This window comes from Xenorhabdus sp. SGI 60 (genome assembly GCF_056632175.1).
The window spans coordinates 3,075,836-3,088,628 of sequence record NZ_CP196860.1; the positions used below are offsets into that span (position 1 = coordinate 3,075,836).

The 12,793-nt window shown below is 47.7% G+C and carries 12 protein-coding genes and 3 pseudogenes; 3 read left to right on the forward strand and 12 right to left on the reverse strand.

The genetic code is table 11. From position 1 onward, the window contains the following. Positions 1–21: 21 nt before the first annotated feature. From ACSJJG_RS14440 to ACSJJG_RS14450, 3 genes are read right to left on the reverse strand one after another with little or no spacing between them, the layout of a single operon-like run. Complete coding sequence (locus tag ACSJJG_RS14440) at positions 22–186, reverse strand: hypothetical protein (RefSeq protein WP_481089751.1); 165 nt, start codon at positions 184–186, stop codon at positions 22–24. Further along, positions 170–1,054 carry a type VI secretion system Vgr family protein gene (locus ACSJJG_RS14445; protein ID WP_481089752.1) on the reverse strand — a complete coding sequence of 295 codons (885 nt, stop codon included), beginning with the start codon at positions 1,052–1,054 and terminating at the stop codon, positions 170–172. Before ACSJJG_RS14445 ends, ACSJJG_RS14440 begins: the two co-directional genes overlap by 17 nt. An 11-nt stretch (positions 1,055–1,065) precedes the next feature. Next, positions 1,066–1,239, reverse strand: a complete 174-nt coding sequence (locus ACSJJG_RS14450; protein WP_481089753.1) for a hypothetical protein — start codon at positions 1,237–1,239, stop codon at positions 1,066–1,068. A gap of 1,052 nt (positions 1,240–2,291) precedes the next feature. On the opposite strand from ACSJJG_RS14450, the gene ACSJJG_RS14455 reads away from it, so the two are divergent. Continuing rightward, positions 2,292–3,161: an integrase domain-containing protein gene (locus tag ACSJJG_RS14455; RefSeq protein WP_481089754.1), complete on the forward strand. Its 870-nt coding sequence runs from the start codon at positions 2,292–2,294 to the stop codon at positions 3,159–3,161. A 260-nt stretch (positions 3,162–3,421) separates the two neighbouring features. Further along, entirely contained in the window at positions 3,422–3,688 is a 267-nt protein-coding gene (locus ACSJJG_RS14460; protein WP_481089755.1) for a helix-turn-helix domain-containing protein, read from the forward strand. 631 nt (positions 3,689–4,319) lie between these two features. On the opposite strand, the pseudogene ACSJJG_RS14465 reads toward ACSJJG_RS14460, so the two are convergent. The 8 genes and pseudogenes from ACSJJG_RS14465 to ACSJJG_RS14500 form a co-directional block, all read right to left on the reverse strand. Continuing rightward, a pseudogene (locus tag ACSJJG_RS14465) lies at positions 4,320–5,338 on the reverse strand (tyrosine-type recombinase/integrase). Between the two features lie 311 nt (positions 5,339–5,649). After that, positions 5,650–6,477, reverse strand: a complete 828-nt coding sequence (locus tag ACSJJG_RS14470) for a TraI domain-containing protein (protein WP_481089756.1) — start codon at positions 6,475–6,477, stop codon at positions 5,650–5,652. Between the two features lie 225 nt (positions 6,478–6,702). After that, a pseudogene (locus ACSJJG_RS14475) lies at positions 6,703–7,370 on the reverse strand (N-6 DNA methylase). Between the two features lie 116 nt (positions 7,371–7,486). Continuing rightward, complete coding sequence (locus ACSJJG_RS14480; RefSeq protein ID WP_481089757.1) at positions 7,487–8,410, reverse strand: DUF1281 domain-containing protein; 924 nt, start codon at positions 8,408–8,410, stop codon at positions 7,487–7,489. 90 nt (positions 8,411–8,500) lie between these two features. Continuing rightward, on the reverse strand, positions 8,501–8,806 hold the full coding sequence (locus ACSJJG_RS14485; RefSeq protein WP_481089758.1) for a TA system toxin CbtA family protein: 306 nt from the start codon (positions 8,804–8,806) through the stop codon (positions 8,501–8,503). Positions 8,807–8,822: 16 nt separating this feature from the next. Further along, positions 8,823–9,299, reverse strand: coding sequence for a hypothetical protein (locus tag ACSJJG_RS14490; RefSeq protein WP_481089759.1), 477 nt, complete (start codon positions 9,297–9,299; stop codon positions 8,823–8,825). A gap of 186 nt (positions 9,300–9,485) precedes the next feature. Beyond that, a complete protein-coding gene (locus tag ACSJJG_RS14495) occupies positions 9,486–9,950 on the reverse strand; it encodes an antirestriction protein (RefSeq protein WP_481089760.1) in 465 nt (154 codons plus the stop codon). A gap of 154 nt (positions 9,951–10,104) precedes the next feature. Further along, positions 10,105–10,488, reverse strand: a complete 384-nt coding sequence (locus ACSJJG_RS14500) for an antirestriction protein (RefSeq protein WP_481089761.1) — start codon at positions 10,486–10,488, stop codon at positions 10,105–10,107. 636 nt (positions 10,489–11,124) lie between these two features. Here ACSJJG_RS14500 and ACSJJG_RS14505 point away from each other — a divergent pair. Next, positions 11,125–12,129, forward strand: coding sequence for a hypothetical protein (locus ACSJJG_RS14505; protein WP_189760599.1), 1,005 nt, complete (start codon positions 11,125–11,127; stop codon positions 12,127–12,129). Positions 12,130–12,285: 156 nt separating this feature from the next. On the opposite strand, the pseudogene ACSJJG_RS14510 reads toward ACSJJG_RS14505, so the two are convergent. Then, positions 12,286–12,369, reverse strand: a pseudogene (locus ACSJJG_RS14510) (integrase domain-containing protein); the annotation flags it as partial. Positions 12,370–12,793: the final 424 nt, after the last annotated feature.

The following is a 12,793-nucleotide window of genomic DNA, read 5'->3' on the forward strand; positions in this document are numbered from 1 at the left end:
CGTACCCAGCAGGACGCGCTGTCATCCGGCTTTGTCGTAGCGGTTCCAGTGAAAATGCACTTTTATCGCGCCTTCTTTATTAACGAAGATTTCTTCCCCTTCCGGCCCCACCACCGTGGCGCTCTCATCACCGTCAGCCAGCGGTTTGTAGTGAAAAGGTGGGCGCCAGTCAGCCAGGCCATCCATAAAGCCGAATTGGCTTGCTCAGCGTCGTGCCTCCGCCGCCATTGTCTCCCAGTACCTGCGGGCAGCGTCCGTGGTGGCTGATTGTGATAATCTGCCAGCGCGCATTCAATGGTGTGTGCGGGTGATTGTCGATTTCGAAGATTTTGCCCGGCATCAGTTTGATGCAGTTGCTGCTGCCGCTGCCGTTTTGACGCTGAGCATCAAACGCCTCATGGCGATATTTAACAAACGGAAGCGCCGCCGCATCGCGTTGAAAACGGCCATAGCTTTCATAGATGGTATACGGGCTGGTTGCACCAAATTCCCGCAGCGCCGGGCTGCTTTCCATGTGGGACAGGGCGTAAAACGGGTGGGCCGGTGTGTAATCTTTATGGATACTGCGCAGCGGTGCCATGCCGACCCCCAGACGCACCTGATAAAGTGTGTCGATACCGTGGGCTGTTTCCGGCTGCGGTTTGTATTGTAGCGGCAGGTTGGCTGTCATCCCCAGATGGCTGTCACTGAAAAACAACTTTTCATCCTCAAACCAGAAACTAATACCTTCTTCCGCGGCCAGCCGACAGAAAAACGCATAATCGGATTCCCGTTTCTGGGTCGTGTATTCCCGGCTCTGATGCGCGTCTTCCAGTTGCGAATCTGCCCGGACATGGTGCTTTTTCAGCAACAATTTCATGATATCCGGGACACTCTGCTGATGGTAAATATGGCTGTCCTGATTGAGGGTCAGCCGCCAAAGAAACGGACGCACGGTAAAGGTGTACAGGGTCTTGTTGCCATCGGTGCCGCACCAGTCAGCATGGGCAATAATCCCGGTGATTTTGCGTTGTTCCGTCTCACCGTGGAAGATTTGCAGCACCGCTTCCTGCATCAACAGCGAGGTTAAATCGATTTCCGGCCTGGGCTTAAAGGGATTGGCGGGTGAGACTGAACCAACGTCAGGTTCAGGGTAAAGAGGTCAGAAAGCCCTTCCCGCAGGGTAAACTCCGCCACGGCAAAAATATTTTCGGGTAAATTCCCTATCCGGCAAACAAAGCGTAATCCACTTTTTGGCATGGTTATCTCCTATTTTTGTTTTTATTTCACTTTTCTTGCACAAATATTGTGATGAATAATCTATCGGCATTTAATTGAAAACCTTTATGAATAACAAAGAAATCAGGATTGAATAGGCTATTATAGGGGGATTAACGTTAATTAAATTAATAAATTTTGATTTTTGTCTCACATAACAAAATTTTTAAAAAAACAGGCTAAATACCCCTTTGACCTTACCCGGTTAAACCGTTAACATCTTTCATGTAACCTAATGATCCATCGCCTGCAAAGATCGCCTTCGGGTGGCGAACGAAAACTCCCGTAGCCTGAAAGGGAGAGCAAGATTGTGGTACATCTGCCCACCTTTGGAAGCAGATATTGTCAGACATAAACCCCTTGTCTGGTGATGAAGGTTTCTTAAACTGAAAAATACACCCAAAAGGTGTTTTTATCCTGTCTCTGAAGTGTGTTGGATGTTGGTTCATGCACTTACTTTTCATATCAGTACCAGATCACATTTCATTTATCTTCAATAAACAACCGGATGTCTTTCACGCATCCCTTTCATGTTTCTGACTATTCCTGTTTGAAATATTCAGCAGACTACTTTCTACACCTAAACGATTAACTCATTGCTTCCGTTTGAACCCTAACCTTACGGCGTTTTGCAGTGCCTACTGGCATTTTAACGCTTGTACGACTTTTGCTGACTGTTTGCGGATTTAAGGCGTCACTTTTTGCCGGTTTACCGCTGAAAGTGACGCCGCAGCCAAAGAACAACCGAATCCTGACAGGCTCACGCCTGCTTCACCACGCAGTGAATCTGACACTGCATTTTTAGATTGAAAAAGGAGAACTTGACGATATCGAGGCTGGCTTTTAGCCGGTGGGGATGACCTGTTAACACAGGCGGCAGTACTGAGTACTCAACCGATACCCCGCAATACCTCAACCTTGCGTTCACTCTGGTGCACAGATATCGATCAAGGGCAAGGCAGGTATCTTCTGTTTTGCCAGAACGGTCGCGCGCCAGAGATCGCATGTTGTCAGGTATCAGTGGAGAGAAGCTAATGAGCAAATTTATTAAGGAATTAAAATTTTTTGCCCGGCAGGGTGGCGGCAGCCATAAGGCCTGCCATGATCGCATTCGGATTGCGGAACGTTTGGGAGCTTTGTTATTGAGCTTGAATATTCAGATTAAAAGTCTCACCCATGTGAAAACCAAGCATGTGGAACAATACGTTGACACCCGTTTATCTCAAGGGATTGCCAAGCGAACAGTACAAAATAAAATGTCCGCGCTGCGTAATATTTTTCGCATGGCTGGCAGGAAAAAACTGGAAACCTCGCCACGTTTAAGCAATCAGGCACTGGGATTAAGCGGAACCAGCCGAGCCGGAACGAAACAGGCAATTCCTGATACTACATTTCAGGTTGTTTATCAGAAGGCACTTGAACGTGATGCCGGATTTGCTGTCACACTGAAACTTGCCCGATTACTGGGATTACGTTCTCAAGAAGCGGTGCAATGCAGTGCTTCACTGAAAAGCTGGCGTAAACAATTAGAACAACCAGAACCGAAACTGCATGTTGTTTTCGGTACAAAAGGCGGCCGACCAAGGCAAACCCGTGTATTGGATATTGCTGCGGTCAAAGTTGCTGTCGAGCAAGCGATTACTATCGCAGAACAACGTAACGGCAGATTGATTGATAAACTCGATCTCAAACAGGCCATGAACTACTGGAGAACGCATACCACAAAAATCGGTTTAACCGGTTGCTATTCTTCCCACAGTTTACGCTATGCGTGGGCGCAGGATGCACTGAGATTTTATCAACAAAATGGGTTTAATCGTCAGGAAGCACGGGCGCTGGTTTCGATGGATTTAGGGCATGGTGATGGTCGCGGGCGTTATGTTGAGCGTGTTTATAGCCGTTAAACTTAGCTGTTCAGTTATTGTGTCCGATAAGACAATCAGTTAAAGTATTCCCGCCATTAGGCAAATACTGATGGTCAGGGATTTGCAGCCTTGAAGAGATACCCCACTGGTAGGATGCTTCTACCAGTGTGCCTGCTTACGCCCTTTCAATGGCGGTTCAGACGGGGGAGGCTTCGGCCTCGCCGGTCGGTAGTTCCCGGTACTGCGAACCCTGTCTGAATCGCCACCATCAATATTAATTAATGGAAGGGGTAGCAGGAATGAATGACAACATTAAAAATGACTGGCATCAGGCCGATATTATCGCTGCATTACGTAAACGTGGTACAACCTTAGCCGCTCTCTCGCGTGAGACGGGACTCAGTTCATCCACCCTCGCAAATGCACTCAGCAGACAGTGGCCTAAAGGCGAATGGATTATCGCGAACTATCTCGGTGTCCATCCTTCAGAAATCTGGCCTAGCCGCTATTTTGATAAGCACGCCCGATTAATTGAGCGTAACGTTCGCAATAATCCACAGAAATAACCCGCTCAATTTTTTAGCCATGTCGTGAAAATGAAAATTTTTTATCTTAAGCCGTGAGCTTTAAATGACAGCCTGATTCGACCATTTTTAACCCTCACGGCTTTTTTGCTTTAAGATGATTGAAAAGCACACAATTAGTGATATAAATAATAAAAATCAGTCAGATATAGAAGAAAAAGCAAGAAAAATAACCTAGGGGCATTAAAAGGGGCATAAAAGAAAAGCAAGGTTATAGACTTTTTATATTCAACCAGTTACAATGTTTTTCGATTCCGCCTCCGGCACCAAATTTCCAGGCTGATTTGTCTTAGGTTGTCATAGATTTCTTGACAAGTAAGCGTAAAAAAGAATCAATCGTTAATAAAATGTTAAACCTCAATCAGTCCTAATTTGTACTGTTACGTTGATAAGAACATTTAAGACAAGATGACAGGGTAGCTGTTTTCACAGTTGCCCTTTTCTCGTGCAAGGTAATGATTTCAGTAATTGATTCTGATGTCAAGTCAGGTGTAAACTTCACGGGTGATGCCAGTTCGGTATCAATGATCTTTTCATACCATCAATTGTTGATGCAGGGCAGTTCAATCCATGCCATCCTCCTAAACCCTGATTGAAACCCGCCCTGTTTTTTTTAACTCATTTTACTCTTTTCACCGACACTTTCGTCAGAACGATCGGTATACATCGCCAGCTCGCTCTCCAGCGTTTTACCTGCCATGTCCATATCGATATCAATGTACTCCATCGTGGTCGCCAGACTACGATGCCCCAGCAGGCTTCTGACCAGTGGCATGTTACGGTCGGGCGCTTTCATCAGCGTCGTTGCCAGGGTATGACGAAAACGGTGGGGAGAGACAGCAAAACCACACTCTTTCGACAGCCAGCGATAAGAAAGAACGGAGCTGCTGTTTTTCCGTGTCGATATCGTACTTGTAACTGGTCAGCCGCCCGTGATGAGGCACACCCAGACGGCTTAGATCAAACAGCGGATCGTCAGCTTTGGCACCCGCAGGCCTTCGCTCTCTCCACTAGTTGCGCCAGCCGGGGCTTGAGCTGCGGGATCATCGGTACCCCCCACTCACTGTGATTTTTACTGCCTTCCGGACGCAATTCAATATGGTTGCCTTCCAGATTGATATCCCGCAGCCGCAGGTGCAACAACTGGTTTTGGCGCATGCCGGTTAACCGGAACGTCGCCAGCACGGCCGACCAATACCAGGTCGGATATAGCGCACAACGCCCTCCCCGGGGTTTCACGCCGGTTCTTTCTTCCTGCGCATACTGCTGCATCACCAGATACATTCGGGTCAGCTGCGGTTTACTCAGAATCTTCTTCTTTTTCTTCTCTTTTTTGACCACGGCATCCAGAAACGGGTTTTCTGTCTGCGGTAGTAGCTTTTGCGCTATGCCGAAGTTAAAAATTGCCCGCAGATGGGTCACCTTATTATTCCAGGTATGGCTCGACTGCTTTTTCTCCTTCAGTAGACGACGCCGCCACCGGAGCACATCCCGGTGAATCGCCTGCGCCGGTGTAGGCCTCTTCCCCCATAAACTGGGTAAATCCCTTAGTCACTTTCTTATAACTCCACTCTGATCCGGGCTCAACATATGCGAAAAAAAGTACTCCTCCAGTAATGCTTCCCAGCCCATTTTTTCTTCTTCCGTACATCATCTTTTTCCTGTTATCAACAACATAACAAGACTGCTTATCGCTCTAGTAAGCCGTTAATCATTCCGTAAAAACCCATCACACATCGAAATTATTTCATTGTTAATATCATGACGACTGACTCCCGGTAGGAGCAATATTTTCTGACACCGGCCTGTGCGTTTATGTAATTTCAAATCGTTATCGTTCTCATTTGCATTAGTTGACAATAAAACTTCATCATTTGATTGAAATAATGACAATAATGTCTGTGTATCATCAGCTGTCGGTTGAGACGGATGATACATTTCTCTTATGGGAGCAGCCGATGGGGTTTCCGACCTTGTATCAGCTTGGGAGCCAGGGCCGTTCGGCTGCCGGTGGCAAAGACCGCCTGTTTCACCAATGGGGACTGCACCTGTGTGGCGGCCTCCTGAAGCAGTGCATCAATCAGGGGCACGGCGGAGGGATGACCATTGAGCTGTAACGCCAGGCAGTGCCAGGCTTCCGGCACAGGAATAACCAGCTCACATATCGCCTCTTCCGGCAGCAAGCGGGCAGCCATCATGGCTTCCTGTGGCACAGGCAGCGCATTTTCAGGCTGTACGAAACCGGAAACGAAAACGAGCTGCGGGCATCCGAGACCCGGCTGCCAGTGATGTCCGTCTTCCAGCTCCCCGTCCAGTTGCCGCAACAACGGCAGGTGGTAAAACAACGCCGCCCAGAACACGACGGTCTGCCATAACACACTCTGGGCGGCCTGCGTTTCCGGTGCGGCCCCCGGCGGTAACAGATGCCCTTTAGCCAGCCGCACGGCACAGGCGGTAAATTGCAGCGTCAGGTCAGCAAATCCGCCTGCCTCTGACCAGTCGCCTTCCGGTGTGGCGGGCACCTGCTGCACACTGCCCAGCAATTGCTTCACCGGCGCGAGATAAAAACGCTGATACAGCCCTTCCGGCAAGGCACTGTTCTGCCATAATTGTTGCAGGTACTGACGGCGCAGCGGGGTGGCCAGTAACTTATCCACCGATTGCGGCCGGAAATAGCCCCGATTGTCACGAATGGCTTCCGGTTGTTGTTCGGATGATGTTTGTGGTGTGGCAGACTGGCGGGCAAAATGGGATTTAAAACGCTGAAACATAGTTTTTCTCCTTCGGTTCAAATTGGACCCAGTGTCGGTGAATCCCAGTCTGAAACAAGGAAAAACTCTTTTTGCTGAAATGAAAATTAATCTGACTCGATCCATCCATTGAACCCTTACTCAATCACCTTAATTTTCATCGTAAATTCAATAAATTAATGTGATTTGAAAATAAAAAAGCGCCCCGAAAGGCGCAGATGAGAGTGAAAAAATTCAGGCTGCTTGTTAATACTCCTGCAAACGTTGAGACCAGTTACCCAGATAATGGGCGGGTGTGTAGCGTGTCCGTTTGCTACCGGGATCATTCAGTACATCCCCAATAGTCACCGCAGCTGGAATGCCCGTCAGGGCAAGCTGGATGTAAGCCATCACTGCGGCCAACGGGTCAATATCAATGGCAGAGACCCACAGGCTTGATAACGGATCATGCCCCTGCTCTCTTAATACCTCAGCAGCAGCTAAAGTCATACAGCCCGCACCACAGCAAGGCTCATGGAAGGTGACAAAGGGTTTTCAATAAAGTCAGACACATCCTGCAACTGCATCTCTGCCATCATTCTGGCCACGCTCCAGGGCGTAAAAAACTGATTGAGGGCTTTATCCCCCAATCCCAGCTGCATAAACACACTGCCCAGAAAATCACAGGGTTCCTGCGCCAGCCCCAGCACCACATGGGAAAACAGCTGCACAATCCGGTCAACATCTTCCCGTTCGTACTTCTTGATGGTTTTCAGGTAATACTGCTCCAGCTCCTCGCTGTAACAGTATTTATTGTGAATGGCGGCCATCGCACAATTACAAAAATCCTGAAAGACCTGATAACGACGGTGATAACGCGCCGTCTGGTTAAACAGTGCGATAAATGCTTTCTGGTGATCCGGTTGTGATGACATCACGTGTTTTCCTTGCAAAAAATAAGGGGAAAACACGTTCCGAAAAGGGAACCTGTTTTCCCCTTTCGGTTGAAGTGAAGATAAAACAATCAATTAATGATGAGTCAGCCAACGCGCTATTGCCCGACGGCGATGACCGGCACGGGCAGGTTCACCGCCCGCTTTTCCTCGTTGACCAGATAAAGCGCCGGCCGGTTTTCCCGTCCTGACTGCCCGTTGCCGCTGTCCACATGCTCGCCCTGGTCATAGCAATCGTAGCCTTTGAGCTGGCCTGACGATGCGCTGTACCCGTGGCGGATTTCACAGTCAAACACCGATGACAGCTCGCCCATCAGCTCGGCCGACGGCGGTGCCCAGGGGGAGTCAAAACGCACGGTCAAGCTGCTGACATTCCGGCGCTCCCAGCGGACATGGTGACCCAACGGCCATTCCATACCGTATTGCCCGTCGTAAAACTGCGCCGTCGTCGCAATGCCTTTCAGCAACCCACTGTTACCGTTAATCTCAGTCGCCAGCCGGGTCGGCATTATCATCAGCATATCGCAGGGCTGCGCCGACTCCGGATAAGTGTTCAGCTTATCCCAGCATGCCCCGATATCGGGCGTCTCAGACCAGCCCACCATCCCAAACCAGTCGGTATACTGGCGGGTCAGGAGACGGGCGATACTGTCACGCGCCGGCGCCGGGATGTTTTCCCAGCGCACCAGGCTGAGACCGGACTGGCGGTACAGGTTATCTGTCCGTTTAATGTTGTCGCTGTTTAACGGCACATTATCCTGCAACAGTTTCAGCCACTGCTCAAACGCCAGGCTCTGCGCTGTCGGCGCCGCCGTGCCACGCACTAAATCGGGGTAAGGCGCATAAGTTTGCGGTTTGGCCGGTTTCAGTATCCCCGCACAGCCGGCCAGAAATAACCGCAGGCTTTGCAGCACGGCCTGGCGGTAACGGGGAATTTCTTCACCGCAGACCCATTGTTGCATGACGTCAATACACACCGATTTGCCGGTGATGTCCAGTTGATTGGTGACCCATTCTGCCATGGTCAGGTTCCTCATTGGATTGATAAGCATAAACCGGAGGAACCGCGCCATCAGGGCACCGTTCCCCCGAGGGGTGATTAAAAAAAGGGGTTACCCAGATGGTGACCCGTTGTCCTGACTGAGCAGCGTCTCGGTAATACCGCTGTCGAAAATCACCCTCAGCTCATCATGAATACCCAGATACGGTGTACTGCTCATACTCTGCGCATTCAGCCGGGTTAAATCGTATTTATCCACTAACGCGTTAATGGCTTCAAAGGGCTGGACGCCATGGGCCATCAGTTCAGCCACCGTGTCCGCTTCACACAGGGCCGTATCATCCAGGTTCAGGCCAAAATGCCGCTTCAGCAACGCACCGGCAATCACCTGCCAGACGGTTAAACGTAAAGGTGCCATAGTCATACCTCACGCGTTAAATGCTGACGGTCGTGCCGTGCCGGAGAATCTCCTGCACGTCACGGCACTGTTGATAACCGGGCGAAACCACATGCAGAGACAGTAAGTGCGCCTCATGCCACAATGCCCGGGCCGCCTGCGTATTCTGCCAGCCCTGCTCAAGCACGGCTGACTGACACAACTGCTGCTGTTGCTTTTCCAGTGACAGGCGTTCTGATGCCCGTGTCACCGGCTGCGCCCAGACAATCTCGTCATAGCATCGGCCGCCGAGCACTTTTTCATCCCGGGCGTCATAAATCATGACAGTCAGCGGGAAAAAAACGCACTTCGACTGGTCAGATGACGTCTCCGGCACCGGCCAGTCGCCCAGCAGATGGATAACCTTCAGCCGCTGCACCGCTTCGGTGACCGAAGCCGCTTCACACACGGTCAGGGTTTCTTCCCGCAGCGACTGTGGCATTTGCGGGTGCTGCATCAGGCCGGTGACCTGCACGGTAAAAATGTCTTCATGCTATGCCGGACCGGTGTCATCCGGTACCGGTAAAAAAATCGGGTTCATCGGTATTTCCTTGATTGGAGGTCAAATAAAGAAAACACCCGCCCGAGGACCGGGAAGGTGTTTTCGGCTCCCGGGTCAGGCGCTTAAGAAAAGGGTTAACAGCATCATGGGCTGATAACGTCAGTGAGAATGATTATTTTGATTTTCGATTAATGACGGACTGATAAAGTCCTCGTGGGGTCCCAATGTCATGACTGACCTTATCAGACCGTTTTCCGGATGCTGATCCACATATTCCCGCAATTCGCGAAACCGGCTGGCATCCACATTCGGCTCATTCAGCGCGGCAATACGGGCAAGCACGATTGACGTCACCGCCAGCCCGAACGCATCGGCAGACAGCGTGACCGTTAACGCACTGTCCGGCAGACAGACAGAATAGGTGGCGGCGGATGTCGGCACCAGATAGGTCAGCTGTTCAGAAACATCCCGCCTGTCCCAGTATTCATACTGAGATTCACCACATAACTGTGCGGCGGTATTGGCAATCAGAAACCCCAGAAACAACCGTTCCAGCGGTTTTTTGCCGGGAAATGCCGCAGACAGCGCGGGACTGTCCAGCATGATAAGTTCACTTTTTTGCATGATGTTCTCCTGTAAATAAAAAAGACGGAGAACACCCTGCCCGACGGGAAGCATGTTCCCCGTCCGGGTGACTGGCGTGTGGCCAGGGTGGATTAAATTATTGTCATGACCCCGCTAAACCTAAAGCCGCCCGAATACACGGGGCCTGGGGATGTTACAGCGCGTATGCCCGCAAATCACACAACCGTTCAGCAATTTCATCGTGCTTTATCAGTGCCGTCAGATAGCCCAATACGGTCAACGTGACCATCAGCCCGAACGTATCCGCTGACACCTCGCCGTGAAAGTCAGTGGTCTCGATTTTAACAACATACGTGTCAGCACGTGTCGGCACGGCATACGCAATGTTGTCCGACACTTTCCGCCACTGCCATTTATCACACCGGTAATCCTCACACAGCGTGACCGCCGCTTTAATCACCGTGTGTTCCAGCAGCATCAATTCCAGTGGGTTGGTTCGCGGAAAAACGTCCTCAAAAGGGGACAATTCAGGCGCCGGTACAGAATGCACCGTTGTCCTGGTTTCGTTTTGTTGCATTGTGGACTCCCTGAAAACAACGGAGAACACATTGCCCGACGGGAAACGTATTCCCCGTTAGGTGGCTGGCGTATTGGCCAGGGTGGATTAAATAACCTTCATCATCAACAACGATGATATCTGCTTCCAAAGGTGGGCAGATGTACCACACAGTGTGTACTCCCTTGCAGGCTACGGGAGTGTGGGTGTCGCTGCCCGAAGGTGATCCTTACAAGCGACTGGATCATCGATAAGTCTTACCACGCTAATGAACGGAAATCATAAGGTCAATGGGTAATTCATTTTCCGAGACAAAAAATAATGCCAGAAGGGTGATGGCCTCAGTCACTATCACTATTTTGATAATACACCTATTTAATATAGTGACCTCACCCATCTCCGTGCTTGGTCTTTTCTCCGCTGCTATGTTTCTTTAGCGCCCCACTAAATAACTAGTAAAATGGTTGCCATTCTTAAAATCCTTTGTATTCAGGAACAGACTTTCTCACAATAGTAATAGTACATACGCCAAACAATACCCATTCAACGGAATGTTCTAGGATTTTAGCGTACAACCCCTCTTGCCTACCTGGACTTTAAACTGTATATTTAACAAACGGTTAATGTTAAACCAGAATCACTATATCAGGAGCTTAAATGTCAGAAAAATCGGAGTTTTTTTCAAGTTTTATTGAAATTGAAAACCGCCCTGCATTTTCAAATGAACAAGAAATTAGTCCGGAAAACTTCAAAGAGTTAATTGGCCAGTATAAATTTGATGAAGATGTGGCTTGTCAGGTTAAGGGGCATAAAGGAATTTGTCATCAAAATCATAAAAGTGGATGGCTCGGTATCACTACAGATGGTAAAGAAGCTTTAATTGGTGGTCATTGTGCACGAAATTATTTTAAGGCGGATAAAAATTTTATCCTTGAAAGAAAGCGTGTCAAAAAAGAAATTGAAAGGAAAAAAACGCTAGATAAAATACAAGAATATCGTGATCAAGTTTTAATTTGGAATGAAGAGCTTTCAAAGCTAAGATCTAATCTTATTCAAACGCGAGAAAAAGCAGATCTATTTTATAAAATTTTTCCTAATGTAGTACTACAATTTATTCACAGCGCACAAAAAAACAAAAACTGGGAAATAAAGATAGATATATTAAAAAAATCACATTCCGATATTGAAAAAAACAAATCCCAGTGGGTTGTTGGTACCTTATGTAATTTAAGACCAATACCAACAATGCAAAAAATAATTAGCCTTATGAATAATATAAAGTACCTAATTGATACTTACCATGAAGTGTGCAGTATTAAACCTGAAGAAATAAAAACACCTAAGCTAAAAAAAATGCATGAAATATTATCTGAAAAAGAAAACTATGAAAATGAATGTAATTTATATAAAAACGAAATAAAAAATTTTTTAGAACCCAAAAATCTAGATGCACTAATCTATGTATGTAATGATTCTGAAGAAGAATTTTTAACAACAAAATCCATCCTATCCATATCAAATGCTAAGGTTTCATCTGATGCACACATAAATTTACGAATTAAGCGTATAAAGGAAAGAACCGAAAAACAATTTGATGGTTATAAAATAAGAAAGAATCAAATAATCGAAAAATATCAAAAAAGAAATGCATTTTCTATTTGATTTTTCAGTGTCATGTAGGGGCTGTATACACAATCCCTACAATCCGAATAGGAGACAGACAGTGAATTTATATAATTTTCGAATAGCTACAGTGGCGATTTGAATAATTAACAACCTGTCAGTACAGTAATAATATCTTTGGCAGGAAAAAACGCATTATTCAACCTCGCCGTTCTGATAATACACCTGCCTGATATAGCGTCCCCGTCCATCACCGTGCCCTAAATCCATTGATGCCAATGTGACCAAATCAGACAACTTGCTCCAACTCACTTCTGGACAAAAGCGAGTGAGTTGTACCAACTAAGACTCGATCTGACACTATTAATGATCTGATCGAAATCCAATCAGAAAGTCGGCTTTGTGCCAGGAACGGACATTGGCAGATAACCTTGTATTACCGCCACCTTTTTGTCTGTCGATTTCAGCCTGGACAGGGCGGGATACTATCAAACAAACTTCATCATATTCTTTCCATTTTAACCAGTTGAGTTCATGGGGGTGTCCATTTCATTATGACCCATGGAGTGGCTTGCATTAGATAAATATGTTTGTATCTGGAAACTGATAGATTTTTGAGTTCAAAATTTCATTCCATCTTATGTGTTTTTAATTACCAAGGAACTATGGGATTCTCCCTATCTATCGCATGCCGTTAACTCTG

What these genes read in the sequence shown, in the direction of transcription:
- ACSJJG_RS14440 (WP_481089751.1), bottom strand. Translation starts at nt 186, where the DNA reads ATGGATGGCCTGGCTGACTGGCGCCCACCTTTTCACTACAAACCGCTG.
- ACSJJG_RS14445 (WP_481089752.1), bottom strand. Translation starts at nt 1,054, where the DNA reads ATGCAGGAAGCGGTGCTGCAAATCTTCCACGGTGAGACGGAACAACGC.
- ACSJJG_RS14450 (WP_481089753.1), bottom strand. Translation starts at nt 1,239, where the DNA reads ATGCCAAAAAGTGGATTACGCTTTGTTTGCCGGATAGGGAATTTACCC.
- ACSJJG_RS14455 (WP_481089754.1), top strand. Translation starts at nt 2,292, where the DNA reads ATGAGCAAATTTATTAAGGAATTAAAATTTTTTGCCCGGCAGGGTGGC.
- ACSJJG_RS14460 (WP_481089755.1), top strand. Translation starts at nt 3,422, where the DNA reads ATGAATGACAACATTAAAAATGACTGGCATCAGGCCGATATTATCGCT.
- ACSJJG_RS14470 (WP_481089756.1), bottom strand. Translation starts at nt 6,477, where the DNA reads ATGTTTCAGCGTTTTAAATCCCATTTTGCCCGCCAGTCTGCCACACCA.
- ACSJJG_RS14480 (WP_481089757.1), bottom strand. Translation starts at nt 8,410, where the DNA reads ATGGCAGAATGGGTCACCAATCAACTGGACATCACCGGCAAATCGGTG.
- ACSJJG_RS14485 (WP_481089758.1), bottom strand. Translation starts at nt 8,806, where the DNA reads ATGGCACCTTTACGTTTAACCGTCTGGCAGGTGATTGCCGGTGCGTTG.
- ACSJJG_RS14495 (WP_481089760.1), bottom strand. Translation starts at nt 9,950, where the DNA reads ATGCAAAAAAGTGAACTTATCATGCTGGACAGTCCCGCGCTGTCTGCG.
- ACSJJG_RS14500 (WP_481089761.1), bottom strand. Translation starts at nt 10,488, where the DNA reads ATGCAACAAAACGAAACCAGGACAACGGTGCATTCTGTACCGGCGCCT.
- ACSJJG_RS14505 (WP_189760599.1), top strand. Translation starts at nt 11,125, where the DNA reads ATGTCAGAAAAATCGGAGTTTTTTTCAAGTTTTATTGAAATTGAAAAC.